Annotated in this window: 18 protein-coding genes; 8 read left to right on the forward strand and 10 right to left on the reverse strand. The window is 54.1% G+C overall.

Features of this window, described 5'->3' with window-relative positions:
• Positions 1-616 precede the first annotated feature (616 nt).
• On the forward strand, positions 617-1,891 hold the full coding sequence (locus P2T60_RS21260) for a Cdc6/Cdc18 family protein (RefSeq protein WP_276282926.1): 1,275 nt from the start codon (positions 617-619) through the stop codon (positions 1,889-1,891).
• A 397-nt stretch (positions 1,892-2,288) separates the two neighbouring features.
• On the opposite strand, the gene P2T60_RS21265 is transcribed toward P2T60_RS21260, so the two are convergent.
• The 7 genes from P2T60_RS21265 to P2T60_RS21295 all read right to left on the reverse strand — a co-directional run bounded on the left by P2T60_RS21265 (position 2,289) and on the right by P2T60_RS21295 (position 7,071).
• Positions 2,289-2,738, reverse strand: coding sequence for a toxin-antitoxin system TumE family protein (locus P2T60_RS21265; protein WP_276282927.1), 450 nt, complete (start codon positions 2,736-2,738; stop codon positions 2,289-2,291).
• Positions 2,731-3,297 carry a DUF7342 family protein gene (locus tag P2T60_RS21270; RefSeq protein ID WP_276282943.1) on the reverse strand — a complete coding sequence of 189 codons (567 nt, stop codon included), beginning with the start codon at positions 3,295-3,297 and terminating at the stop codon, positions 2,731-2,733. Before P2T60_RS21270 ends, P2T60_RS21265 begins: the two co-directional genes overlap by 8 nt.
• Before the next feature lie 98 nt (positions 3,298-3,395).
• A complete protein-coding gene (locus tag P2T60_RS21275; protein WP_276282928.1) occupies positions 3,396-3,887 on the reverse strand; it encodes a DUF7995 family protein in 492 nt (163 codons plus the stop codon).
• Positions 3,888-4,064: 177 nt separating this feature from the next.
• Entirely contained in the window at positions 4,065-4,514 is a 450-nt protein-coding gene (locus tag P2T60_RS21280; RefSeq protein ID WP_276282929.1) for a toxin-antitoxin system TumE family protein, read from the reverse strand.
• Positions 4,515-5,042 (reverse strand): winged helix-turn-helix domain-containing protein, encoded by a 528-nt coding sequence (locus P2T60_RS21285; RefSeq protein WP_276282930.1) that lies wholly within the window; start codon positions 5,040-5,042, stop codon positions 4,515-4,517.
• Positions 5,043-5,418: 376 nt separating this feature from the next.
• Positions 5,419-6,036, reverse strand: coding sequence for a hypothetical protein (locus P2T60_RS21290; RefSeq protein WP_276282931.1), 618 nt, complete (start codon positions 6,034-6,036; stop codon positions 5,419-5,421).
• A gap of 144 nt (positions 6,037-6,180) precedes the next feature.
• Positions 6,181-7,071, reverse strand: a complete 891-nt coding sequence (locus P2T60_RS21295) for a biosurfactant protein 1 (protein WP_276282932.1) — start codon at positions 7,069-7,071, stop codon at positions 6,181-6,183.
• A 284-nt stretch (positions 7,072-7,355) separates the two neighbouring features.
• Here P2T60_RS21295 and P2T60_RS21300 point away from each other — a divergent pair, with 284 nt between their 5' ends.
• On the forward strand, positions 7,356-7,610 hold the full coding sequence (locus P2T60_RS21300; protein WP_276282933.1) for a hypothetical protein: 255 nt from the start codon (positions 7,356-7,358) through the stop codon (positions 7,608-7,610).
• Positions 7,611-7,944: 334 nt separating this feature from the next.
• Entirely contained in the window at positions 7,945-8,136 is a 192-nt protein-coding gene (locus tag P2T60_RS21305; RefSeq protein ID WP_276282934.1) for a hypothetical protein, read from the forward strand.
• A 281-nt stretch (positions 8,137-8,417) separates the two neighbouring features.
• On the opposite strand, the gene P2T60_RS21310 is transcribed toward P2T60_RS21305, so the two are convergent.
• From P2T60_RS21310 to P2T60_RS21320, 3 genes are all read right to left on the reverse strand, one after another.
• The gene (locus P2T60_RS21310) at positions 8,418-9,347 is read right to left on the reverse strand and encodes a transcription initiation factor IIB (RefSeq protein ID WP_276282935.1); all 930 of its coding nucleotides are present in this window, start codon (positions 9,345-9,347) and stop codon (positions 8,418-8,420) included.
• A gap of 211 nt (positions 9,348-9,558) precedes the next feature.
• Positions 9,559-10,455, reverse strand: a complete 897-nt coding sequence (locus tag P2T60_RS21315) for a DNA-binding protein (protein WP_276282936.1) — start codon at positions 10,453-10,455, stop codon at positions 9,559-9,561.
• A 1,090-nt stretch (positions 10,456-11,545) separates the two neighbouring features.
• Positions 11,546-12,868, reverse strand: coding sequence for a restriction endonuclease (locus P2T60_RS21320; RefSeq protein ID WP_276282937.1), 1,323 nt, complete (start codon positions 12,866-12,868; stop codon positions 11,546-11,548).
• 262 nt (positions 12,869-13,130) lie between these two features.
• On the opposite strand from P2T60_RS21320, the gene P2T60_RS21325 reads away from it, so the two are divergent.
• The 5 genes from P2T60_RS21325 (at position 13,131) to P2T60_RS21345 (ending at position 25,935) form a co-directional block, all read left to right on the forward strand.
• Entirely contained in the window at positions 13,131-13,337 is a 207-nt protein-coding gene (locus P2T60_RS21325) for a hypothetical protein (RefSeq protein WP_276282938.1), read from the forward strand.
• A 124-nt stretch (positions 13,338-13,461) separates the two neighbouring features.
• A complete protein-coding gene (locus P2T60_RS21330) occupies positions 13,462-17,028 on the forward strand; it encodes an Eco57I restriction-modification methylase domain-containing protein (RefSeq protein ID WP_276282939.1) in 3,567 nt (1,188 codons plus the stop codon).
• Between the two features lie 75 nt (positions 17,029-17,103).
• Positions 17,104-20,883 (forward strand): helicase-related protein, encoded by a 3,780-nt coding sequence (locus P2T60_RS21335; RefSeq protein ID WP_276282940.1) that lies wholly within the window; start codon positions 17,104-17,106, stop codon positions 20,881-20,883.
• Between the two features lie 55 nt (positions 20,884-20,938).
• Positions 20,939-22,210, forward strand: coding sequence for a hypothetical protein (locus P2T60_RS21340; protein WP_276282941.1), 1,272 nt, complete (start codon positions 20,939-20,941; stop codon positions 22,208-22,210).
• 38 nt (positions 22,211-22,248) lie between these two features.
• Positions 22,249-25,935, forward strand: a complete 3,687-nt coding sequence (locus P2T60_RS21345) for an Eco57I restriction-modification methylase domain-containing protein (protein WP_276282942.1) — start codon at positions 22,249-22,251, stop codon at positions 25,933-25,935.
• Positions 25,936-26,617 lie beyond the last annotated feature (682 nt).

Consider the following 26,617-nt stretch of genomic DNA (forward strand, 5'->3'; position numbering starts at 1 on the left):
CGAATATCGAGTCGTTGGTTGCTCCACGGTATCTCGGGCTTCATGCACCCCTCAGGGAGAACGAAAAACTCACCGCGGTCACTCCGTCACGTTCCCTGGCTAGCTCGGGCACTCAGTAGTGAACGTCTGCTGGGACAATCCAGAGATTCTCGCTCTCGCCAAGAGTGGGACGGGGGGGTGTTAGAGTGTAGATGTGGAAGGGCGTGGAGTCCACGAAATCCGATGCACAGCTAGGTACTTAATGAGAAAATAGGTGTTTTCTATTTCCGTCTCTAACTGCTTCTATTGCCACAATACACCATCATTACCATACTACATAGTAAAATATATAATAACATGTGTGGATAGCGGTTGTTTGTGAGAAAGTATCGCTCCTTCCCCCAACAGTACGAACCGCCAAAACTCTCCAACGACCGATTTTCGGGTTCTACTCCCGAGACTGATTTCTGCTGAACGCGACCCCGTCATTTTCCATCTACACTCTAATGCCCCCCGTCCCTCAGTAGATGAACCGAGATGGTACGGTAATAACTCAATCACTCTAACTAACCCCCTTCACTCTACTCACTCTAACAGGGGGTACTAAGTACCTCGCTATTCACGCTTCTGATAAGACATGCGAAGCTTCGATGAGGCCGACAAACTCTACGACGACATTGACGCCTTAGAGCCAGACACCGAGACCTATCGTCCAAAAGACCTCCCCGAACGCGAAGACGAACTGGACGAACTCCACTCCGCCCTCGAACCAATCGCCCGCGGTGGCACACCCCGTGACGTACTCATTTACGGCCCCACAGGACAGGGCAAAACTCACGGCGTCAAACTCAAAACTGAACAATTGCAGGAGTGGGCCGACAGAAACGATGTGGCTCTCACGACGGCCAACGTCCAGTGCAAAGGGTCCGACAAATCCTACAACGTCCTTACGCTCCTCGTCAAACAACTCCGGGAAGTTCGATTCGGTCCTGGCGTGGACAAGCCCGTTGGCCACCAGCGGAAGACACTCGTAGAAATGGCCTTCGAAGAGATGGAAGAAATCGGCGGGACGATTCTCGTTGTCCTTGATGAGATCGACGCTATCGGCGAAGACGATTATATCCTCTACGAACTCCCGCGAGCGAATCTCGACAACACCAAACTCGGCGTTATCGGCATCACCAACGACCTCCAATTCCGCGATAGTCTCGATGCAGACGTACGCTCGTCACTCGGCAAGCGAGAAATCACCTTCCACCCTTACGACGCCAACCAACTCAAGAACATCCTTGCCCGACGCGCCGTGAAAGCCCTCCAAGACACCAAGTTCGAAGGCAACAAGAAGAAGCTTGCCGCGTTGGAGAGCGATGTCCTCAGCGACGACGTGATTCCGCTCTGCGCGGCGTTTGCGGCCCAAGACACGGGCGACGCTCGACAGGGACTCAGGCTTCTCTCCCGGTCTGTTGAGTTGGCGAAGAAAGAAAACGACGAGGTAGTCACCGAATCCCACGTCCGGAAGGCGAAGGCTGGAATCGAGCGCGACCGAGTTGGGCAAAGCATTCGCGCGGAGACCACCCAGCGGAAGCTGGCGCTCTTGACTGTGGTCGAGGCCGCCGAGAACGGCGAAACGCCCGCCGAGACAAGTGATCTCTACGAGAAGTACACTGACTACTGTGAGACCATCGACGCCGATAACTACATTGACCACACCTTTCGAGAGAAGCTAAACGACCTCGAACACTCCGGCCTCTTGGAGAAAAACCGAACCGGGCGAGGGCACGGCAAGGGCATGACGAACACCTACGACCTACAGGTCAGCACCGAGACCGCCTTCGAGAATTTGTCCGCCGATGGACGCCTGAGCAAACTCGTTGAAAATATCCGGTCCGGCCGAAAGAAAAGTACACTCTAAGCCACCCCGTTCAGTCTAACGGGGGGTTTTCGTTCGGCCTGAAAGACCCCGAGAACCAAGTGTCACCTCCTCTTCTCAGGAGCGAAAAGAGCGCGGCGTCCTCAAAGCCTACGTCGAGAAGGTCGTGGCCGACGACTATCTCAACCAGCACGACCTGGACCCCGAGGAGGCCGCCACCGCCGAGGAGCGTGCAACCGAGGACGCAGCGCACGACGAGAACCAGAAAAAATTGTTCTCAACGCGGTGTGCGAGCAGGACAGTCCGAGCAGGGAAGACGTGCACAAGTACCCCCGTACCTCTCAGGGAGAACGAAAACTCACCGCGGTCACTCGATCACGGGTCTACTGACTGAGTAGCTGTTCTGAACCCCACGAGAAGATAAGACGACTTTTGATAGTCACTCCCAGAACGCTTCGATTCGGTCGTCTAAGTCCTCAAGAACGCTTGAGAGTATATCCCGCCAGTCGCTGGCGTACTCTGCATCGTCACCGGGCGTCGTTGCATCTGGCGGTGGGTGAAAGTGCGAGCGAGTGTTGTGGCTGTTCGGATGGCGGTCCCACCGACACTCCCACTGGTCGTCATCGGTGTACTGCTCGGAGTAGTGGACGCTGAAATCGTCTGTCTCGTACCAGCGAATCTGGAGATACGCCCGGTCGATAGCCGCCGGAAAGTACCCCCTATCGTACTCTGCCACGACGGAACTGGGCGCATAGTCTGGCTGGAACACGACCTCTGAGAACCGCTGACTTCGTTCGAGGTGCTGTCCGATCTGTTCGAGAATCTCAGTATCGATGCCACCAACAGTCTCCGCGACGTCCTCGTCGTCACCTGGCCGGTCGTCAGGCATCGACTCTGGCACCACCACTCGACGGATGGCCGTTCTGCCGCGCCGTATCTAACAGCTCTGCCCGTCGCTCCAGTGTTTTCCATTCACTCACTGCTTCCCATACTTCTTCGACCGACGACTCTCCAGCATCGTCCACGAGCGACACCTCATCCGGACTGTCGGCATTGAATCGCGCCCGGTACTCCTCAAGCTGCGCCATCGTCTCTTTGAGTTCCTTGACGATGTCACTCTCGGAGTACTGTTCTCGAATCTGTTCGATTCTACGCCACCGTAGATACGACTCGTTTCGCTCGTATCTCACCGGCCGCCCCGGAATCTCGCGCGTCATCCCCATCGAAGTGAACCATTCGAGGTAGTCACGCGCGGTCTCGGTATCGCAGTCTGCTTTGTCTGCGATTTCCGCGACCTTGGTTGGTGTACGGAGTTGTAAGATGACACCGAGCAGTCGTTCTCGCGTTGGACCACCTTTCAGGACCTCTTCGGGTGCATCCCATTCGGTGAAATCTGGTGGTTCCTCGTCCGGGTCTCGAACGTCGTCGGGGGTGTTAGTCAAGTCCATCACTATCCTCTTGTTTGCTAACCGTTCGGCAGTATCGGTCATATATCTATCGCACGCTGAATTATTTCTGCTTCATGTAGCGGAGCTTGTCGCTCCGCTTAGTAGTGAACGTCTGCTGGGACAATCCAGAGATTCTCATCCTCGTCGAGGATGCGGTCAAGCTGGTCTCGATGCCGAATACCGCTGCCGTGTTCGTCATACAGGAAGATGGTGGGGCCGTCGTACGCGCCAACTTGGTGGAACGCATGCCGGGCAAGTCCGTCGTCGCGCATAATCTCCTCGTCGCTTAGTTCCTCGAGTGCGTCCCGGACGCGGTTGAGGTTTCGCTCGAACTCGCTCTTCGTCGCCTCCCACCCACGCTCCAGCAATTCCTGACCATCGTCGGATTCCACAGGAACTGCTACTGGAAGGTCACCCCACCGAGCTTTCCCAGCGACTGACGTGCCCGACTCATCAAATGTCACGTAATAGTCGAACACCGCATCTGCGTGTGGGCTGCCCCCGACGAGTCGGTCGAACACCGTCTTTCCAGTTACAAGTGCGTCGTCTTGTGTCGATGCCTCTACCAGCGAGTAAATTACCATATGCATTGGTTCTCACTTCGATCTGCCGACGCACGCGACTACACATCGCGCTACTGACTGTTGCGCTGGCACTCATCGCCGGCGCTCGAAAAACTACGGTTGAGATTGATCATTTAACAGAGAAGAAGTCGGGGCAGACCTGTCGTTAACCAATAAACCTGGTATCTGCAGTATGTTGGTTAACTATTCAGATGACCACAGGCTCTCAAGCCGTTGCTCTATCGCGGTAAACACGGTTGAGTACACTTCGAGTGGATGGAGTGAGGAAAGTTCAAGATCCGTAATCTCGGTCGCAGTTGGGGGCTGATGGAAGTGCAACCGTGCGTTGTGCGTGTTTGGATGGCGATCCCAGCGACACTCCCACTGGCCCTCTTCGTCGTGTTCTTCGACATAATGAATCGAGAAATCACCAGTCGTAAACCATCGGATGTCGAGACGAACCGCTGTCACCGAGTCTGGGTATCGTCCGGTATCAAGTTGTGCTTGGAGCAGACGGGGTTCGTACGAATCGGGGTCGAATGCTGTCTCGGCGACGAGCGCATCTGACGCGAGGTGTCGCTCTAGAAGGCGCAACGTCTGTTTGTCCGGTGGCCCTGTTGAGTCAGGTACTGGGTCCTCTGGGGGCTGACTCATCTATGCTGGAATCAGATGGCCGTCGTTTTGGGAGAGTTGGCGAGCGAGTTCGTACAGCCGAATATCCCGAATCACGCCTTGCCACTCGCTGACCGCTGTCATCCGTTCGTGGATGGTTTCATGATTGTCGTAGTCGAACACAGAGACATCTGCCGGGTCTGTCGTCCCGAACTGGGACTCGTATTCAGCGCGTTGTTCTTCGAGTGCTTTCACACGGTCAATGATCTCCTCGAGAGTGAGTTCGTCTGCGATTCGGCTGGCGTCCTGCCATTCGAGATACCCCTCGTTTCGTTCGTACGTTGGCGGACGACTGTCTCTGTCTGCGCGGACGATACCCATCTCCGTCAAACGGTCAAGATGCTTTTTTGCGGCGTTCGAAGAGCAATCGGCGAGCTCTGCGATCTCGGTATACGTCGTTGGCGACGTAATCCCGAGGATGACATCGTAGACACGGCCAAACGTGTCCGTTCCTTCCTGCCATCGCCGTTGCGAACCCTCGGATTCTGGGGCTGGATCAAACTCGGTCATAACTGACTATACGCAGTCGCGCTCAATATATCTTTGCTTTCTTCAAATATATGCGTGAGTTGGTCTGTTGGTAGGACAACAAATACCCTTGGCATTGATCCGTAGCGAACTTTGACTCGTTCCCTATCTCCTCTACCAATTCAACCATCTAATTGAGGGAAGGCCGTGAATCAGTCTGCAGTTAACCAACAAACGCCGAAATACGCGCTCGTCTGTTGGTTAACAGTAGAGGGTAGCACGATTTCTTCATTCAGAATCACCGATGTAACCGATGCTCGATTTGGGGAAGCGACGTATGACACGACTGGTTTGTCTATAGGATTTGCTACAAACGGCGTGCAAGATTTAGAGCATAAGTACAGCACAACGTCTGTTCTCATCGACTCTCAGGTTCGACTAGTGGGAAGCAGTAGCCGATGGCTATCATTGTTGTCGCCACTGAGGCGACGAGAAGAGGCGAAAGCCACCCCGGATACACTCCTGATAGTCCCACGACGACCAGCGGGAGGTTCCAGGCCGATCCAAACATCAGTAACGCCCCACCGAGCAGTCGGGTTCGGTCGTACCGAAGCAAAGAGAGTCCGAACGTCGCAATGCCACCCGCAAACACGGCCAAGAGCGTGAAAAAGACAGTATCGATTCTGACCGGCAGGACGGTTACGTCAGGGACGAGACCACTAGCGTCAGCCGCGACAGCCCACGCTACTATGACGACGGTCCCAACCGGAAGTGCCGCCACGAGGGCAACCCCGACGATAGCCGATGTCGGTGTACGGTCCGAGAGGTACTGGTACGACCTAAGTAGCACGAGCGGGAGTAAGACAAAGCCGATTCCGAACGGAATTGACGTGAGAAGCCATGCAAACGGAATCCCACGTAGACTCTCACTGATGGCACCGCTGGCAGCTTCAATGAGTATCAGGACGCCAGCAATCGCCAAGAGTCTCCCCGTCCAGTATTCAATCTCGTCTACTTGACTGCTAGTGAGGGACATATCTGCAATATATGCCCCTCAAAAATATAATTGGCGCAACACTAACTATTCACCATGTATTGAGCAAAACTACTGAGACAGTTACGGACTACAAATTGAACAAAGAAACCGTACTACTAACTACTGCTAAGATTACCATCTCGCCTACTTGCCCACTTTGGGTTCTGGCCCGTATCGAGGCATTCCGCAGACGTGACACTCCCACATTGGCTGGCCACTCCACTCGTCGTCAGGGACAGTCTCGAAGTCAAGGAATCGGTGCCTCGTATTGCGGTCGCATTCACGACACTCTAATTGTCTCCTGTTCGGTCGCTCGCGTTGCTGGCTATCAGTTGTGGCGTCCTCGACAGATTGCTGGAGTGCAATCGCAGGTACTAGCCACATGTCGTCTGCGTCCTCAAGAAGCGCCACAAGACGATTTTCGTCATGAACGCCACGTCCACTTTCGTCGTAGAGGAACGTCGCATGTTCGCCGTCGTGATGCAACTGCGTCGTGTCCTGCCACTCCGTCAGTTCACGGGCAGTCTCGAGTAGCTGTCTACCCGAGTTGGACGTAACTCGTACTGCCTCAGAGAGCGAAGGCCACTTGTCGGCAAGTTGTGATGCAGGCTCTTCGTCGAACTCGGAAATCAGCTGGCAGTCGTCGACTGCGGAGTCTCTGTCGGCCTTCGCGAGGAGGCCCGCGGCGGCAGTCCCCTTCGCGACGGCGCTGTCGAACGTTGATGCTTCCACGACGAAATGAACGACGTGAAGCAGTGTCCACTCGGTATCCGAACTTGATTGTTCCTCCTTGGAGCTATTGAGATGGTTCACAAGACAGAACCTGCACTTTGTCCGCTCCGCAGGGATTGATACTCCACAGGAGGAACACTCGCTCTCTGTTGCTGTCGTTTCGTTTGGATATCTTGTAGCGACTGCATCTAGTCGCTGTTGACTAGGCTCCTCGTCACTACTATTGGAGAGTTTGTCGTCGGGAACATGCGTTGCTTCGCCGAGCGGCCGAAGTTCTTCATGGTCAGAGTTCCGCTGAGTCATTGAGTAGTGTCGTCACCTGCTTCGTCTTCATATTTAACTGGTAGCTCCTTGGTCAACTCATCTTGAGAACTACAGCTTTGCTGAAACCCTCTACTGCTGATAGAATGGAATTGCCTATGCGCAATAATAGAGGAACGATGTTTCACGTCGGGAATCAATCTAATCAGGGACTGTCAGGAACGGCGTGCTGAATATAGAGGGTGAGTTCAGCAAGACCGAGAAGGCAACTCGTAGCATGGAATTGTCCGCCAATGTTTATTTTCCTTGGTCATCTTACAATCACTATGGAGCCCTCCGACAAACTCAGCGAAGAAAAAATTCGTGCCATCGTGCGCGACGAACTTATCAGCACAAGTCGCACACTGATTGGAACCGTCTTCTGGACGATTCTCTCTGTGTTCGCCTTTCTCGTCGGTCTCCAATCTTTCCAGCTTGCACTGTATACTCCGTCGCTGGTTGCATCAGTGGGATTTGGTTTGGTGGGGGCATTTGTTGTCGTCGCAAGTCTATATCTTCTCTATCTCCTCCACTGGGAGTAGCGAGATTCGTTTGAGACAACCGCTCCGATTCTCGAATTACTGGCCTTGTTGAAACCCTTGTTGACAAACATGGCTGGTGAGTAGCTGGAGGAAGATGGATGCTCTCCCGAAGTCACGACTCCTTCGATTCGTTGAACGAAATACGGTGCGTTTGTCCGATCAAAACGCTGGTGGAAGCAATTTCGGAAGCTCACCATTGGCTGTCTCATCCACAACATCGACCGACCACTCAAACCAGTCAATACTGGACACGAGTTCAGCTGAATCAGACATTTGGATTCGGAAATATCAGGAGTGCTTTTAACTGGAGGCCGTGACTTGTCTTCTCGCACAGATGTTGGAGAACAAATTCGTTCGCGCCGGTGTCTTCTTCGTAGTGGCGTTTGGTGTCCCTGTTCTGTTGGCCCTGTTCACGGGCGGAAATTTCGATCGGGGCATCGAAATCGGTGTGGTAATGGGAATCATTTTCGCGGTGATGAGCCAGTTCTTCGAACCAAAGGACGGTTCGATAATCGATGAGCAGTAGCTACCGTCGGATCTGAGCGCAGACGACAGTGACGGATACCCAACTTGAGTGCAACACGGCCACTGAAACCTATCATCTGTTGAGGGTTTCAACAGAGCCGAATTACTGTTGTTGGGAAGCGGCAGACTTGCGCCTTGTATCTTGCACGGCTCCGAGAACGTCTACCGTATCTAGTAAGACTCACAGCGGTATCTACGCACCACGAACTGCTCACGTCACCTACTGCCAGACCTGAAGGGTTTCGTCAGAGCCAGAACCGCGAATCAGGGGAACGAGCGCCTTCACACAGCGAGTTCGTTCAATGTATCTCGGTGAGTGCGGATGGTCACCGTCGAGACATTCGCGGCCCGTGCGACGTCTGATTGGACCATCAAGCGGCCTGCGTCACGTCCCGCTTTGTATACACATGCGGCGGCGAATCCTGTCGGATCAACGCCTGAAACGGCACCTGCTGATTCTGCCTGTTCTGCTAACTGCCGGGCACGATTCCTAATTCGGTCGGGAATATTGAGTTCGGAGGTTAACTGAGGAATGAATCCACTCGGCCTCACAGGTTGGGTTGGAAGGCCGAGTTCCGTATTCAGCGTCTGATATGCAGTCCTCACTCGGGCTTGCTCGACACGAGCTGGCTCAGTAATGTCATCGAGTGGTCGCGAGAGGCCGTTACACCGACATGCACCGTGGACGCTCGCTGCCGCCATCGCCTCGATTGACTGCCCCCGAAGCAGGTCTTCATTCTGGGCGCTCCGGAAGAGCTGGCATGCTTGGTCACGAATCGTCTCGGCGAGGTCGAGCGCGCTACTGATTCGGCGGACCTCCCCGAGACCATGTGCGAGGTTGCGCTCGGCCTTTGACTGGAAGCGCCCGCGGGACTGTTCTCGGCGAAGCCGACCGAGTTGTCGGCGTTTCCGACCAGAGAGTCTGTTTCCGTTCGCGTCGGTCCCGCGCCCGATTTCGGTCGAGAGGCCGCGGTCGTGACGAGTGGCCGTCAGCGGCGCACCCGTACGCTCTCGGTTCTGCTCGCCGTCACTGAACGACCGCCATTCCGGCCCGTGGTCGATACGTTCGTCTTCGAGAACGAGTCCACACTCCTCACAGACGGTCTCTGCGACGTTCGTGGCCACCCGTCCGTCACACTCCGGGCATTGATTCGTTGTGTCGTTCTGTACGTCCTCGTCGAACGCCGTCTCGTAGATCTCGCTCGTTGCCATGATACTCACGAGGGTCTCGGTGAATCGGTCTCTCGAAGAGGCCCTCACCAATCGAGGGCAAAATAAACACGTCGCGGTGGGGCAACGGCAGAATTGCTGTGGCGAAAGCCCGGACGCGAACGGCCCGTCGGCCGTGAGCGGCCCGGACCGTGGAGGTGGTGGGAGGTGGCGGTGACCGTACCACACCAGCAAAAAAGGGGCCGTGTTCGGGCTATTCCCACCAGCGACCGCGCTCAGGGAACTGGATGGTCGTCCACCCGGTCACAGCGAGGGAGACGCGTCCTTCGTACCAGTTTCGGGCCGCTCCGCGAATGGTCACCTGCTCGCCTTCCTCCATCCACGGCGCTCGCGAGTTTTTCCAGACCGTGACTCGGGTTCGCCCGCTTTCGTCCGTAATGAGTCCGACTTGCGCGATACTCGGATGCGATGGCTCCCACAACGTCTCGACATGCCCGGATATGCTCACCTCCTTCCGATTGACCTCCTCGAGCTTGCCGATTGGAATCACCTGTCCCGGCGCTGTCTGCAATTCTTCGTGGACGCCGACGACTGCACTCATCATGCTCGCTCCTTCGACCATGCGCTCGGCCAATCGCCGACTGATCGCCGCTCTCGTCCACCCATTCAACTTCTCGCTCAATCGCTTCGCCTGCTCGTTCACGCTCGCTAGCTCGTCTTGCGATAGCTCCTCGCGTGGGTCCGGACGCTCCGGATCCGCCATCGGGGTCACGCTCGCCGCCCGCTTCTGGAACTCTCGACGCCGCTCCTTGCTCCGTTTCGCCGCGATGTCTCGCGCCCGCTCTGCCCGGCCATCCTGCCGACTGACTTCGGCCCGGACGCTAATGCGATCCAGTTCGGCCTCCCGCGCCCGAATGCGCTCCTCTTGTTCGAGGGTCGCACCCTGAATCCGCTCCTTGCTCGTCTCCTTGATTCCGTCCGGGTGGTTCGCATCCACCTTCGCTTGGATCTCCTGCTCGACCGTCGCTCTGAGTTCGGGCGTCTCCTTGACGACCTCGAAGCCATCCGCATCGACTGCTCGCTCGTCCGCCTGTTTGAGTGCCTGTTCATCGACCGAAACGACCTTGCCGCTTGCGTTGTTACTAGACATTGGAACTCACAGGTTCCTGAAGGCGCTCACGCGCCCGACACCGCGATGCTACTACATCGCGGATTTCCTCGACAACCACAACCAACAGACCCATCTGCGCTCTCGCTCGCGCCTTCGCGCGCCCCCTTGGGGCGCGAGCGAGAGCGCACTAGAGAAGGTAAAACATCCAGCACCGCGCGCCGTCTCGGCCGCCGCGAGCGTCCAGCGGAGTATGCGTCGCGGGGTGAGCACCTACGACGCACAACCCCCGGCGGATACCCGCTGGCGTCGAGACCAGATTCACTTTAGCCCGGCAGTCCGCCCGCTACTGCAGGCAGACCGCCCGGACTGGTCGGTCGCGAGCGACGCGGCGGTCTCGTGAGCGAAGCGAACGAGACGTCGGTGAGCTTGCTCACCGGAAGCCGGAAAGCGGCGAGCGGGGCGGGCCGTTGCGAGTCACTTGTCTTGTCGGCCATATCGCTCGGCGAGTCAACCACTGTCCTGGTGGACTCAGAAAGGGCGAGGTCGTCTCGGTCATCCCCCGACCCTACAAGCACCACAGGTACGAGGAGCGCAGTCGTGGTCGCGGGATGCCGAGCGGTCAAGGGCTTTCAGTGAACGGGTCTTGTTGGCCACTAGCCATAGCTGCTCTGGTGTAACTGACGAAGCTTCCTACACAGTAGCGTTTTTATATAAGAGTAAAGATGAAGAACCCGGTGTACGGAGTGGATAAATAATGAGTAATATAGAAGAAGACTATTGCTGTCTTGGACAACAACCGTTATTTCTACTCTAATACAAGAACATATTTAAACTACAAGTAATATGGTTAGTTTCCTATTAAGCCGGGTTGAAATGGTCAATCATAGTCCCAATGCCACCGGTAATTGGTCGGAGTACACTGGAGTCGATTGAAATCGACGCGCGGTACCGGGTTCTGTCGGTGAGGACCGACTTTCGCCGACCGAAGCGTCCGAATTCGGTTTATGACTAGTAACTCCATGTCCTACTTGGCCAGGTTAGTTAGTGGATCGGTAGCGAGGTAGTCAGTGCGGTTAGTATCCTGACGTAACCGGGATCGGTATGAGCATAGTGGCCGGAAGTCTCCAACCTATTTTTTTGATGGTTGTACGACCTTGCCGAGTGAGCGGACCAACTGTACTCCGTTCTCGTAGTCGGTGGTGACCCGGTACCCCTCCTGGTCCTGTTTGACCACCCCCACGCTGGGGTGAGCAAGAAGTTGGAGGGCGGACCGAATTTCCTCCGTGGTCGGGATGTCGTTCGAGTCCTCCATTCCCACGACGATCCACCGGACATCCTCGGCCGTTTCCACGGAGCCGTCGGCGCGTTCAAGCGCTCGGATGATTGAGAGGAGAGTCTCTCCGGCAGCGATTCGGTCCTGGATGGACTCGTCGAGAATATCAAGTCTATCGTCTTGGAAGGCTCCGGTGCGTGTCAGGAGTGCTAAGATCTCCTCGGGTGGAACGGCATATTGGTCGCGACGGTCGAGGAGTTTGACGAGGTCATCAACCGCGATGGTAGTTAGATCAGTCGTCTCGGCATTGTCGATGACCTTCGGGGCGAATCCCGGTGCGACCACAATGGCGTGGTCAGCACCACGCTGGCGTCGGTGCTTGTCTACATTGGTGACTTCGAGGGAGTTGACTCGCCCGTTGCTCCGGGCCTTCACTTCAACGACGATATGTTCCGGAGAGTTGATCTCCACGTCGGTGTCACCACCGCCCTCAATCCAATCGGCGCTACACCCTAGCCGGGAGAAAGCTTTCGCGACAAGCTTCTCGAACTCCTCATGTGCATCACCATCTGTGCTGGCCGTCCGGAGTTGGTCGGCGAGGTCGGGGGTTGGTTCGTTGTCTTCATCGTCAACAGAGTGGACACGCTCGCCAGCATCAGTTAGATTGGCGATGGCGGTCTCAACTGACTCTTCTCCGGAGAGTTGGTCGAGTCGCTTGTCGGCGACCCGAGTAAATCCCTGGGGACGGTAGGTCTCGTCGTAGTCGACGAGCTCGTTGAACTCCTCGATGTCGACGTCGACCTCCTCAATATCGGTGAGGAAGGTCATGTATTCCCAAGGGCTCTGGTCATCCCACCGTCCGTGGTCGACGCTCTCCTTCCAGAGGTACTCAGCGAGGTCGGGGTCATGTCGCAGTTGGAGGACTTGTCCCCTGGCGACAAACCCGCCATCGTGGTAGACGAGCGCGATATCGTTGCGCTCGACGTTTTGCCACGTCCCGTCTACTGAGGTTCCCCAGACGTGAACGAGATCGTCGTCTGATGTCGTCCGAAACAGTTCGAGGTCGTCTTCATCGAGGTAGTACTCGATGTCATCAATCGGGTGTCCGTTTCGGATGAATTGTCTGTAGTCCTCAAACGCGTCATCACGACCAGCAGGGAGGATCACGATTCCAGTCATCTCTTGGCTGGACATAGTTGATGAGATACAAATATATTCGCACACGAAAGAAGGACAATGTCGCAGTCGTAATGGCACACCTCGTCTTTAGGTTGTCAATAAGTTCGCTTACGCGACGGTCGTTCTGAAGCTGCTCGATGGCGTGTACACGTTGAAGAGATAGCCAGGAGTTTGTCGAACTAAAATCAATCTGGAACTCATAATATTCTAATCCCAATACCTCCCTATCTTCTTGACGATTCGATAACGGCTAGATTATCGAATGAGCCAGGCCAGGATCGGAGCCACGCCCCACCGCGATTCCGACCTCTTCTCGGGGGACTACTCGGCGAGCGCGTCGACGAACTCGACGCTTAGGACTGTGATGAAGAAGTCCGAACCGTTCTCCAAGAGCTCCAACACATCTGGGAGCTCAAAGGCGATCTCGTCGATTCCTACAGAGAAGACGAACTACTCGGTGAAGTGTTGAATTCCGCTACTGCGAAGTCACAAACGACAAACGGTCGTCTAGATGGGCCCACTCGTCGCGACACTACACATTAAACTCGCTCGCGACACTACACATTAATAAGGGGGCGGCTGGATGTCCGCATATGGATATCCAGCAGATTACCGCGGCCGACGTCGCGGGCTGGACCTCGCTCGAGGATATCTCTACGTCTCTCCAGAAGCGGGGTCTCGTCCCCCGTGAGGATCTCGGCGAGGACGACGAGTTAGTGATGGAACTAGACGACGATCAGTTCGTCTCCATCATCGAAGCCGGACCGACGCAGGACGCGAAGTCGTTCACGAACCGAATGACCTACCGCCGGCACACGAACCTCGTCTCGACCAACGAGTTCGAGGAGTTCACCTTCATTTCGCGGCGGCGTTCATTCGGGGAAGCTGGCCGGATCTCCTATCAGCAGTTCTCATTCGATCGGAGTGCCTTTGAAGATGGTGGGAGTCGCTTCTCGGTGCTCGACAAACTCAACGAGATCGAGTACGGCGACGGGCAGTCAGTCCAAGCGCTATACGACACCCGAGAAGTCGTCAAGGAATTTTACACCAAGTTCGAGTCGCTGCGGACGGACCTGGTGACGGAAGTTGCGAGGATCCCTGACGACCGCGGTGACGCGAAACAGCGCTACGTGCAAGTACTGATGGACCGTCTCATCTTCTTGTATTTCATCCAGAAAAAGAACCTCCTCGACTTCAACACGGACTACCTCCTCGAGAAGCACTCGGAGTACGTCGACGAGGGGGAGGACGTGTACGAAGAGTTTTTCGACCCGCTTTTCTTCGAGGTGTTGGCGGAGAACAAGAAGGCCGAAGGATTCGGCACGGTGCCGTACCTCAACGGTGGGTTGTTCTCAACGACGCCTGTCGAGGAAGAGTTCCCGGAGGTGAAACTCGGCGAGACTACAGAAGAGACAAACGAACTATTCGGTGAGATTCTAGAGTTCCTCGACGGCTGGAACTGGCACGTCGACGAACGGCTCGACATTGTCGAACCGAAGAACATCTCGCCAGAGATCCTCGGCCACATCTTTGAGCAGACTGTCAACCAAAAGGAGATGGGGGCGTACTACACGCCTGCAGAGATCACCGACTACATGGCTCGGGAGACGATTCATCCGTATCTCCTTGACCAATTGAACGAGGACGTTGGGACGTCCTACGAGTCTATTGACGAGCTGTTCGGACTGGCCAGCGAAACTGATGGTGCAGCAGATGTGGCGCTCGCTGATGGTGGCGCCGTCGCACAAATCGGGGCAGTGGATTCGATCCAGCGAGAGCACGTCGAGACGCTGTATTTCGAGCATCTCCAGGAAGGGCGTGTCATCGACCCCGCGGTCGGGAGTGGGGCGTTCCTTCTTGCGGCCCAGGACGTGCTCTTAGACGTCTATCTGAGCTGTTTGGAGTACTTCGAAGCGCTGCCGGCGTTCGAGCGCACGCCTGCCATCGAAGAGGCGCTAGAGGAGGTGGAACACTCTGGGAGCAAGACGCTGTACGCCAAGCGGGAGATCATCCTCAACAACCTGTACGGGGTGGATATCGATGACGGGGCCGTTGAGATCTGCAAGCTCCGGTTGTGGTTGTCGATGGTCGCCGACATTGAAAACGATCCCGATGAAGTCGAGCCACTGCCAAACATCGACTTCAACATCCGCCAAGGGAACTCGCTGATCGGGTATATCGATAAGCTTCCGTCGGCCTCAGATGGGGCGACCACCTTCGGCGACTTCTCCGTCCAGAAGAAGTTCCAGCAGGTGATCGAGGCGGTTCACAAGCATCGGGCGGCGACGACGAGTTCCGACGCGGCGAACTGGCGACGGATCGCTGAAGAGCGAATGAGTAAGTATCGAACGGATCTCGACGAGGACCTCGCGCAGCGGTTGCGGGACGCTGGGATGGAAGAAATGGACGCCGAGACGCTACAGGAATTCGACTCCTTCCACTGGATCGTCGAGTTCGCCGAAGTAATGGACGACGGTGGATTCGACGTGGTGATTGGGAATCCGCCGTGGGAGGTTCTGAGTCCGAATCGCAGTGACTTCTTTTCGAAGTACGACGAGCGCTTCCGAACGTACAACGCCGACCGAAAAGACGAGGTGGAGGAAGAGCTGCTCGCCGACGAGTCGATCAAATCCGGGTGGGAAGAGTACCAGCGCGGGATGGAACAGCGAGCAGAGTACTTTAACACCGCACCGGACTACAGTCTGCAGTCCCCATCAGTCAACGGGCGGCACGTAGCCAGTGAGAATGACCTCTCGGCGTTGTTCTTAGAGCGGACGTTCGGGTTGGTATCGGCGTCCGGGTGGACGAGCCTAATCCTACCCGGCTTCGTGTTTACAGGTGCTATTGCAAAGGATTTGCGTCAGCATCTGCTTGATGAGACGACGCTCCAGACGACCATCGGGTTCGAGAACAAGGGCATATTCGGTCAAATTGATGACCGGTACCGCTTTGGGATCCTCACCTTCAAGAACAGCGGTGAGACTGAGGGGGTAAACGGCGTTTTCGCACAAACCTCAACCGATATCCTCCAGACAATAGAGGAGGATGCAGCCTATATCCCGCGACGTGTCCTCGAATCCTACTCGCCGAACGCGGTGATCTTCCCGTCGGTGACGTCGCAAGAACAGGTAGATACGCTGGATTCGATTCTGCAACATCCACCCTTAGGCAACGTCGACGGACAACCGTGGTGGGCTGAGATTCTCACCAAGGAACTACACGAACCAACCGATAAGGGCCGGTTGGTTGAGTCAGAAGAAGACGGCGACTATCCGGTCTACGATGGGGCGAACATCTACCAGTTCACCTACGATACATCGTTAGCCGTCAATATCGACGGTCCCCGCTACTGGAGTCGCGATTCATCAGATCCTTCCGATAGTGCCCGGGCACGCGTTCGTCAGAAAGCTGCTAACCGAGGGAGGCTCAAGCGTGCCATCTACGACGCATTCGATGGAGAGGAGACAAGTAAATCTCAGAAGTCGTTCGTCAACGGTTTGCTACAGGAGCATCGAGGCAGCGACCTCAGTACCGACGATATTCTGCCGGACTGGACAGAGTTCAGATTGAGTTTCCGTGACGTTGCCCGGGCGACTGACGAGCGCACAATGATCGCCACCGTGCTTCCGAAAGGCATTCCCTGTCTACATACGCTCCAGACGTTGCGCCCGTTCAGTGTCGAGGTGACGCCCAATACAGACCTCTCTCAATCGCTCCACAACTGTTACAACCGTATCTTCTCCGACGAGGAGCTCTTCGCGGCTGTAGCACTCCTCAACAGTATTCCGTTCGACTTCCTCATGCGCACGAAGATCGACACACACATTGTTAAATACAAACTTGAAGAGTCACAAGTACCGCGTCTCACAGACGGGGACGAATGGTTCGAGTTCATCTGGACACGCGCTGCACGGCTCAACTGCTACGGCGACGCCTTCGAGGAGATGCGCGAGCGACTGGGCGGTGTCGACCCGGTGACCGACGAGGACGAGCGCCGGCAGCTCCGTGCCGAGATCGACGCCGCCGCGTTCCACGCCTATGGACTGGGCCCCGAGGAGATGCAGTTCGTCCTCGACGACTTCCACCTCGTCGACAACCCACGGCTGATGGACCGCGAGTATCTCGAGATGGTCAGCGAGCAGTATCACGAACTCGCGTAACCTGACCCGTCCAGGCGTCCCATCGTTCGGCCGACCGCATACATACTTAGGGGATGGAAGTAACAGTAAAGACCAATGCCCGGTGACCTTGAGCGCCTGATCGATAATCGCGGCCAGACGCTGGCGGACACGTTCGACTCGCTCGTCCCTGAAAGTCAGGAGATTCGCATCGCCACCGGCTACTTCTATCTCTCTGGGTTCGACCTCGTCGACGAGTCACTCAACCACCTCCACGGAACCAACGAGGACGAACAGGCACCCCTCAGAATCCTCATGGGGAATGAAACGGACCAACGTACCGCCGATGAGATCGATGAGGGGATGACCCTCCGGGAGACGTTCCGCAAGCGCTTCGATGAGGATCTGTCTGAGCTCAACAGCGCGCAACTGGAACAGGTCGATCAACTCCGCGAGTACATTGAACAAGGTGTTGTCGATGTCCGTGTTCGCCTCACCGATGACGGCTACTTCCATGCGAAAGGCGCGAGCTTCCACACCGCCGCTCAGACTGAAGATGGCTACCCTGCGTCCGATGACCCCGCGGCTGTCGTCGGGTCGTCGAACTTCACGCGCTCAGGTCACACCCGCAATATCGAACTGAACCTCACCACCGAAGAGTCAGACGATGTCGCGGCGTTCGACGAGTGGTACGATAGCCAGTGGGCCAACTCAGAGGACTTCAGCCTCGACATCATCGATGTCATCCAACAGAACGACAACTACCAGGACTGGAAGGGATCCAACGGTGGCGAATCGGAGATGTTCGGCACGGAGATCGAGCCGTTCGAACTGTACAAGCTGGTCGCCTACGACGCCCTCGGGGGGAACATCGACGAACGCCTCGACAGCCCCCTATACCACTTCCAAGCAGTAGGCTACGAAAGTGCTCGCGAGAAGCTCGGAAACTACAACGGCTGTATCGTCTCCGACTCAGTTGGGCTGGGGAAGTCGTTCATTGGGGGCGAACTCCTCCGAGATTACCGGTTGAACAACAAGCGGTGTCTGTTGATAGTCCCTGCGAATTTGACCGACCAGTGGACCGACTTGCTGCAGGACGCGACAGACGAGGATGGGAATCCGTTCTTCAATCTCGACGTCGACGGAACCCATCTCGACATCATGAGCATCAGCAAGTTCCAGAACCTCACATACGAGACGCTGCAGGAGTTCAAGCAGCAGTGGGATGTGGTGCTCATCGACGAGGCACACCGCTTCCGAAACCACGGTAAGTGGGCCCCCAATCCCGATGACGAAGACGACTACAAGGGGACGCGACGCCACGCGAACATCCGCGAGCTGCGGGGGAAGACGATGATCATGCTAACGGCAACACCGATCAACAACTCCGCGCGGGACCTCCAAAATCTCATCAGCCTGTTTACCGACGAGAACGAACTCCGGAACAAGGCGAATCTCGATTTCAACGCCTTTGATGAGTACGTCCAGCAGTCCGAGGATCGCAAGGAGATAATCTCCGGAACGCAAGAGGCCTCCGATGAGCGGCTCGCAAAGATCAACGACCAGCTCCAGGATCGTTCCGAGGAGATCTCGAAGATCCTCAACGAGATCATGGTACTGCGGTCGCGCAAGCACGTGAAAGACAGCATCATAGAGAGTGACGACATCGATATGAGCTTCAAACCGCCGAAGGTAACCCGCGAGGAGTACCAACTCCCGGGGGCCTATCGGCCGGTCTACGATAATCTCCCGGAGGTAATCGACGCACTCCACCTCCCCCACATCACTGTGCGTAACCCACAGTCCGGTGGGACGCTGAAAGCGCTGTTCAAGCTAAACCTCCTCAAGCGGCTTGAGTCGTCGACGTACGCGTTCGTCCAGTCGATCAAAACGCTGTACGACAGTGAGACAGCGTTGCTGCGTGCATTGGAGGAGTTGCCGTCGGACAAGCACATCGATCGCTTACGGGCCCTGCAGGCGGGCTTAGATAGCGACGAGGAAGCACCCGTAACGCTAGCCGAGTTCGTCGGGAGTGAACGGGAGGCAAACCAAATCGAAGAGACGCTTGAGGAATTCGGGTTTGACACCGGTGCGATCCGTTCGGATGGATCGAGTGACGAACTCGAGGATGCGACGATCGGTGACGTGGTGCGCTATATCCGCGAAGACCTCACGTTGTTGGCATATTTTCTCGCAATCTTCATCAGCCAAATCAGCGAGGAACCCGGCCGGTTGAGCGACCTCTCCGTGGGAGTCAACCAGTGGCTCGGGCAAAACAACTTGACGGGAATCCCCGATGTGCCTGAAGACGAGATCAACCCGCGTATCTACCCCGGCCGTGATCCGGAGGGTGTCATTGAGGAGACGAAAGAGTTCTACGAAGAGGTGTTCCGCCTCCAGCGCTTCCGTGACCCGAAAATCGACGAACTGTGCGAGGTCATTGAGGAGCATGATAAGAAGATCCTCATCTTCACGCAATACAGGGCGACCGCGGACTACGTGTACGAGTCGTTGCGGCGCAAAAGCGACCGAGTCACCGATGCCAACAGCGCTGTGGTGAAAGGCGGGGACGACAACAAACAGGAGGTCATCAAGCGATTCGCCCCCGAAGCCTCGGGATATCAGCGGACGCTGGCCGAGTCTGGCGAATCCGAGCTCCAGTACGTAGTCGCCACAGACACACTGAGTGAAGGTGTGAATCTCCAGGACGTCCAGGTCGTGGTGAACTACGACCTGCCGTGGAATCCCATGCGCATCGTCCAGCGCGTTGGTCGTATTGACCGCATTGGGAACACCGACGACAAGTTCGTCCACAACTTCTTCCCGGACGGCGATATCGAGGCGGCCATCAAACTGCTGGAACGGCTGCAAGCGAAGATCAGCGACATCGCACTCATCGTCGGGAAAGAGAACAACATCCTCGACCCCAACGAGAACGCTGCCCTAGAGAAGGCCGGGATTGAGACTGAAAAGACGATCGGGGAAATCGAAGTCGAAGAGATCGGCGAATCGCTTGAGCGGACGCGGTCCGTCGAGGACTACAACGAACTCGACGACGTGAGTACGAACCCGCTCCTTCGGAATACCGGTAGTGACGAGCGTGCTGCGTTGGAGCGGTTGGAACTACGCCGACAGCTGGTCGAGACATATGACTTAGACACCGAGGATTTCGATTTCGCCGCAGATTATTTCGAGACCCCGCCGGGGGAGCGCGACTCACTGTACACGGTGTACCGGAACTCACCGGAAACGGTCGACCCGGGTGTGTTCGGGCTAGCACATCTCTGGTTCGATGATGGGAGCTCACCGCCGTTGGGGCGGACGCGACGGGCACTCTATCATGCGCGTAGCCAGGGAGATGTTGAGGAGGTGACGAAGGTCCGGCAATTAGGTATTGCACCGCAAACGAAGTCGATGGGGGTTGACCTTGGTTCGGGAGACATCCAGTCGTTGAAAGAGCAGATCGACGACGAGCTGGAAGACCGATTGGAAGAAATCCAGGCTGGGCAGGTCGGCGGCGCGTTCAAACAGGGTGACAAAATCTCTGTCGAGCAGGAGAAGCTGCTACAGTACCTCGAACTGCGGTTGATGAACAACACCAAATTAGTGGAAGGCCCCGATGAGGAGATGATAGAAGTCGCCGAGTGGGCTGAACAGCTACACGAGCGGCTGAATGGGGTCCTGTTGGCCAATACTGACGAGGATTACGAACTCCGCCAACGCTTCCGAATCGATGGGAAGGCACTAACTGACTGGGAGACTGAGGCGTTCTTAGCTGAATTACAGGACTTCCTTGATAAATACATCGAGGAGAACCCGGACTTTCAGTCGACGCTGGCCGGTGCGAACGCTGCTACGGCGAACATTTTCTGTTGGGGAATCGTGACAACGCGGTGAACGCACAGCACTGAGTATCAATTATTAATAAGATAGATTTCGACTAGTGCATCAAATGAATTTCTTCACTCGTGCCTTCGAACTCGCCGAAGACGGAAATCGTCCGAGCATTCATAACCGCTCAGGACATTCTGGCTACGAAATTGCCTTGGCCGGAGCCGCAGAATCGATTGTATCCGAGAATCCAGATCTCTCAATAAAGCGTGTTGAGAAGCAGATAGACCAAGCAATCACCGAAACAATCGATGAGGGAGGTGATGTCAACGAGTTCCGGTCTCGAAAGAGCAGATATATTGGAGACCTTTTCGGTGAAGATGTACATACATACACAATCTCATTCCAGGTCAATGTGACAATAGATTCAGCGCAATTTCCCTCCAAAATTGCGTTCCAGAATCGGGAGATGATTCGCATCACACCTTCGGAGACGACCGCCGCTCTGGAAAATGCAGGATATGTTTCAGAAGGATCTACAGAGGAGTCAGAGATAAACCGCTTCTTCGAAGATAATCCCGAGCTTGCCCCCGAAAGTCCAGTTGAGTTTTCTGCACATCAAGTGTCTATAGAGGCACGAGATCGCGAAGCAGCGGTGAGAAAATTCGAAAACTGGCTATCTGATATATTAGGAATGGTGAATTATGTCCGACACTCGGCGTCGGAATCACGACTTCCCGATTCGGAGATGCTTGGGAACGGATTTCCAATCGCTGTTACTGTGTTACCCTTCATTGTTGTGGAACCAGTTCATGGAGAAGGTGAATTTGTGCGAATTTCTATGACTACACCACCACAAGCCAGGATGGAACGGGGGGTTCGTTCAAAACTCAACGAAATGCCGTCGTTTGAGGCAGAAAAACCGCTGGATGATGCGATTATTCCATCATTCCGCGCCTATCAGGAGGCACTCACGTCCTCAAATAAGGAAAGTTCCTTCATCGCTCTTTGGCGCGGGTTAGAATCTGCGACATTCACTACCCCGGATTCAAATTCAGACACAGCGCCACTAAGGACTATTCCATTCATAGAGACCGCAAATCCCGATTTAATTGAAGCTTGGATTAAAAAACATCTTTATGATAAAAGGAACTCGCAGGCTCATGACGTCAGGCGTCGAGAAATCCTGACTCGAGACGTCAGGCTATTGGAATACCTTCTTCAATCCACACTTAGAGCTCTTTTGAAATTACGGAAAGAAGGGTATGGGGCAGAGGTTTCTGAGATCATGAGAGAGGAAATTGATGACAAAGAGACTCTTCAGTCCGAGCTAGAGAGCCTTCGGACAAAAGCAGAAAAAATCGAGATGATGATCTCTTGGATTGTTAGCTAATCGCCAGAACTAATACCGGTCCAACAGTCTCTTGAATCATGTCTCGAGATCGTATTCTTGCTAGTGATATTACGCAATGGAGTTCGCTTGACGACATCAAGAACACGTTCGTTGACAAAAGAGAGCTTACAGACGTTTCTGAAGAAGTCGAAAGTCATGTTCCGGTTCTCAAAGTAACTGAGAGAAATTACTTCAAGCTACTTGAGGCCGATCCAGGAGAAGAGCTCTATGACTACCGCCAAGAGACCTCTCGAAGAGATTTCACGGTGTTAGTAGCGTCACACGACTATGAGAAATTCATGTTCATTACTCGTGATGCTATGAGTGGTGCAGGAGGCGTTCGGCATCGCCGAAAGACCATCTACAAAGATCAATTTGACGATGATCTTGGAGACAAGCGAACAATCCTAAACAAGCTAAATGATATTCAGTCCGGTGGAATTGCACCGTTCTTTGAGATTTATGAAACAAGAAAAGTCGTTAACGAATTCTACCGGGAATATCGAAATCATCTAGATAATTTAGCTGATTCTGTGCCAAATTCTCTCGACATTCCGGAAGCAGAGCAGCGAGAGTTTGCACAGGCAGTAATGGATCGAATCATCTTCACCTATTTTCTCCAAGAAAAGGGGGCGCTTAGCCACCCCTCTGACACAGACGAGTATTTCGAGAGTCGTATTCTGTCGTTCAAACGGTCTGAAAGCGATTTATATCAGGACTTCCTCGAACCTCTCTTTTTTGATCTATTGGCTGTACCTACAGGAGAGAGGGAAATCGATGAAGAAAGATTTGGAGAAGTCCCCTATCTGAATGGGAGCCTCTTCACACCGACTGAGATTGAGGAAGAACACAACACGATCCGAATTGGGGAGGATACAACTGCCGGAAATGACCTCATTGAAGACTACATCAATTTTCTCGGAGACTGGAATTGGCATCTTGACGAGACCAGTGACGCGGACGACTCGGCGGCAATAACTCCTGATATTCTTGGGTTCATATTTGAAAAGTCTGTCAATAAGGATGGTCTCGGAGCAGTTTATACACCCGAGGAGGTGACACGATATATATCCAACAAATCGCTCAACGATAGAGTCTTAGCCGGTCTAAATGCTCAAATCGATGGAGAAGGCTACAATTCGATTGATAATCTGTTCGGTCTGGTCGATGATGGGGAGGAGCAAGTATTCACTTCTGCTGGACTAAGTATTCAGCTCGGGGATCTTGCTGCAATAAACCTGGATCATATCGAAGTACTGTATTTCGATGTCCTACCGAATCTCACTATCCTGGATCCAGCCGTCGGGAGTGGAGCATTTCTCCTAGCAGCCCAAGAAGCACTATTAGACATATATATTACATGTCTGGCAGTATTCGACAACTATCCTCGTCAAGAGGAACTCAGCTCTCGAGCTCGAGATGAGATACAGACCTCCTCCGGAACGTCAACTCGTCTTCGTCTCAAGCGGAGTATAATCATCAATAATCTCTATGGTGTGGATATTGACCCGGGCGCCGTTGAGGTGTGTAAGCTCCGTCTCTACCTCTCGATGATCTCGGATTTAAATCAGGGAACATCAGAGATCGAAGCGCTACCCAATATTGATTTCAATATCAGACAAGGGAACTCCTTGTTCGGTATTTCAGACGCGGAGCTATTGACATCTGACGACAATGATGAGACGACTCAGCAATCGATCTTTTCCTACAAATTAAAAGACAAGATCGATTCGTATGCGAACAAGATTGAAGAATTCAGGAATAATGAGGGAACCGCTGCCGACGCACGGTCAAAAATACAGGAGCAACATGACAAGGTCCAGCCAACAATTAATTCTATCTATGCGGGAACTATTGATCAAAGGATTCGGGAGGAGATATCCTCAGTAGATGATGTAAATCAGTATTTGTCGGATGACTCGATTGATTCTGTAAAACTCATCATAGGATTCGACGGATCACCTCCTGAGGAAGCGAAAGAAACAATCTCTGACCTTGGTGGGCGGTTCTATGGAGCGAAGACAGCTCATATAGAGATTGAAACAAAACAACTCCGAGCAGGTCCTCATAATACTGCGATCCAGTTAGCCGAAGACCATGGATTCCGGTACATGAAGATCGAACGTCCAATGACTGCTGCGGATCTCAGTTCTCAGTATGACCTCTTCCATTGGGCCTTCGAATTCCCCAATGTGTTCGGCTTCGGGGAATCAAACTCGGGGTCAAGTGGGTTTGATCTTATCCTCGAGAACCCACCATATATCAGCTCACGACAGCTCAGTACTGCTGAATCCGAGCTACACGCCGAATTATACTCGACAGTAGAAGGTACCGGTTGCGATATTTTTGTCCCATTTATTGAACGTTCGTATGACCTTCTCAGTGATCTCGGAGAATTTGGGGTTATCACTTCCAGGCAGTTCATGGCTGCCGACTATGGTGTGGGGCTCAGAGATACGATAGCTGATAATTATCCGTTACGAGAGGCGATCGACTTTACCAACTATTCTCCGTTCGAAGAGGTCGATGCCTATACTGTGATTCTGCGGATGAGTACGATGGATACCGATTCGGTCATGTGTGGTTCTGTCCGCAGCGCAAGAGGCGTGGAGGAAGTTCGACGTGGGATTCGTACCTCACGCCCCGAGACAATCGAAGGGGTTCATTCATTCTCCCTTGATCCTGACAGTCTCTCTCGGGATAGATGGCTTATCTTATCCGAGGATGAGCTCTCTGCCCGTGAGCAGATGGAGAGTCGATCAGCGAGCACCCTCGTATCCGACGACCATCCTGGCGTTGACGTTAGGAGTCCGTACAAAACAGGCCGAGATAAGATACTGAAAGGAGAGATCGTTTCTGAATCAGAGACTGAGTACATAATCGAGACAAAAACGTATACGACGACTGTAGAGCAAGCTGCGTGGAGACGCTTGGTACGGAACGAGAACGTAGACACGTGGACTATAGAGGAGCCGACAACTGTCGTGTTCTTCCCGTACAAGCGCGTGAACGATGAATATGTTCTATTAAATGAAAGCGAGTTGGAAGAGAGATTCCCCCAAACGTACGAAATACTATCGCAATACAAACAACGATTATTGGAACGAAAGGACTCTAGAGAGACATTCGAAGAAAAAGGATACCCCTGGTATTCGATGGCCAGAGTTGGTGAGCCGACAGACTTCGAAAATACAAAAATCGTAACGGGATCGATGATCGCCCATCGCCAGTTTGCGATTGATACGGACGAATACATTGTTGCAACTGGGTCTGGAAACGCCCGCGCAATCACGCTCGGAGACCTCGACCAATACTACACACTAGGATTCCTCAATGCTGAGCCAGTCTTCAAATATATGAAGCCGCTTTGCCCACCTAAGCAGAACGGCTATTTCGAGATCTCTATTGAAGTGGCATCAGACCTACCATATATCGATTTTGATCTCAATTCAGATCTCTACACTGCAGTCTGTATGATCGTAGACCAACTCGATGTTTCAGAAATAAAGACCATAGTCACTGACGAGGGGGTTTCAAGTTTATTAACAGCTGATAAGAAGTCGACTGCGACCCATCTGATCCGGGCAGTCGGCGAGGTCCTGTCAGCCAATTACGATCAATACAGTGCGAGCGATAGAGCAGATTTAGAGGTTATTGTGAATCATTGTGTTGGCGAATTATTTAATCTAAGTGAGGACGATCTCACTGCACTGGAACGAATTTGACTGCGAAATAATTCCGGAACTCTCAGACCACCCATGAAATGAATACAGAAACTGGTCGGTAGGAGTTGATATTCTCGCGTTTACTGCAAACACAGATCATTTTGTGAGCTCTACAAAATTTTCTATATGCGATCGAGGAGGTCCTGGAGCTGGATAGTGTACTCCAACTGGATCTGGATGAGGTCGGGACAGAGCTACGGGGTAAGCTCTGGATCACCCCGCGGTGCAGCTTCCAAGGTTGCAAGTCAGTTCCCGGATTTTTCGTCTCGTTTTTCGATGAGGTCCATGCTCCGTAGCCAGTTCGCCCGCTGCTTCGCCATATCTGTCTCTCCGCGACTCCACCCTAACTCAGGGTGGGTATCCAACTGTTGGTCGCTAATCTCCATGATCGTCATCGGCCCAGCAGACAACGCGTACAACAGACTCCGAAGCCCGACGTTGCGCTCACACATGATACGGAGGAGCGTCGACACATCCTGCTGCTGAACGTACTCACGGCCAGCCTCCCCCCAGCAGCCAGTACTCCTCGTCTTCCCGAAGGAATCCGACCTTCCTCAAATATCGGACTCGCCGCATAATTGATTTCTGTCTTGATACGTTCGAGAACGTCCCTCGATGCCACCCGATGAGTTCATCCGTTGATGGTTGATGAGCTTGAACGAACTCCAGAATCAAGTCTAAC

This window comes from Halorussus caseinilyticus (assembly GCF_029338395.1).
Lineage (GTDB): Archaea > Halobacteriota > Halobacteria > Halobacteriales > Haladaptataceae > Halorussus > Halorussus caseinilyticus.

Bases quoted from the DNA above. Each gene is read 5' to 3' on its own strand.
- P2T60_RS21260 (WP_276282926.1), top strand. From the start codon at position 617: ATGCGAAGCTTCGATGAGGCCGACAAACTCTACGACGACATTGACGCC.
- P2T60_RS21290 (WP_276282931.1), bottom strand. From the start codon at position 6,036: ATGTCCCTCACTAGCAGTCAAGTAGACGAGATTGAATACTGGACGGGG.
- P2T60_RS21270 (WP_276282943.1), bottom strand. From the start codon at position 3,297: ATGGACTTGACTAACACCCCCGACGACGTTCGAGACCCGGACGAGGAA.
- P2T60_RS21300 (WP_276282933.1), top strand. From the start codon at position 7,356: ATGGAGCCCTCCGACAAACTCAGCGAAGAAAAAATTCGTGCCATCGTG.
- P2T60_RS21325 (WP_276282938.1), top strand. From the start codon at position 13,131: ATGAGCCAGGCCAGGATCGGAGCCACGCCCCACCGCGATTCCGACCTC.
- P2T60_RS21345 (WP_276282942.1), top strand. From the start codon at position 22,249: ATGTCTCGAGATCGTATTCTTGCTAGTGATATTACGCAATGGAGTTCG.
- P2T60_RS21335 (WP_276282940.1), top strand. From the start codon at position 17,104: ATGCCCGGTGACCTTGAGCGCCTGATCGATAATCGCGGCCAGACGCTG.
- P2T60_RS21330 (WP_276282939.1), top strand. From the start codon at position 13,462: ATGGATATCCAGCAGATTACCGCGGCCGACGTCGCGGGCTGGACCTCG.
- P2T60_RS21280 (WP_276282929.1), bottom strand. From the start codon at position 4,514: ATGAGTCAGCCCCCAGAGGACCCAGTACCTGACTCAACAGGGCCACCG.
- P2T60_RS21275 (WP_276282928.1), bottom strand. From the start codon at position 3,887: ATGCATATGGTAATTTACTCGCTGGTAGAGGCATCGACACAAGACGAC.
- P2T60_RS21265 (WP_276282927.1), bottom strand. From the start codon at position 2,738: ATGCCTGACGACCGGCCAGGTGACGACGAGGACGTCGCGGAGACTGTT.
- P2T60_RS21295 (WP_276282932.1), bottom strand. From the start codon at position 7,071: ATGACTCAGCGGAACTCTGACCATGAAGAACTTCGGCCGCTCGGCGAA.
- P2T60_RS21315 (WP_276282936.1), bottom strand. From the start codon at position 10,455: ATGTCTAGTAACAACGCAAGCGGCAAGGTCGTTTCGGTCGATGAACAG.
- P2T60_RS21310 (WP_276282935.1), bottom strand. From the start codon at position 9,347: ATGGCAACGAGCGAGATCTACGAGACGGCGTTCGACGAGGACGTACAG.
- P2T60_RS21340 (WP_276282941.1), top strand. From the start codon at position 20,939: ATGAATTTCTTCACTCGTGCCTTCGAACTCGCCGAAGACGGAAATCGT.
- P2T60_RS21320 (WP_276282937.1), bottom strand. From the start codon at position 12,868: ATGACTGGAATCGTGATCCTCCCTGCTGGTCGTGATGACGCGTTTGAG.
- P2T60_RS21305 (WP_276282934.1), top strand. From the start codon at position 7,945: ATGTTGGAGAACAAATTCGTTCGCGCCGGTGTCTTCTTCGTAGTGGCG.
- P2T60_RS21285 (WP_276282930.1), bottom strand. From the start codon at position 5,042: ATGACCGAGTTTGATCCAGCCCCAGAATCCGAGGGTTCGCAACGGCGA.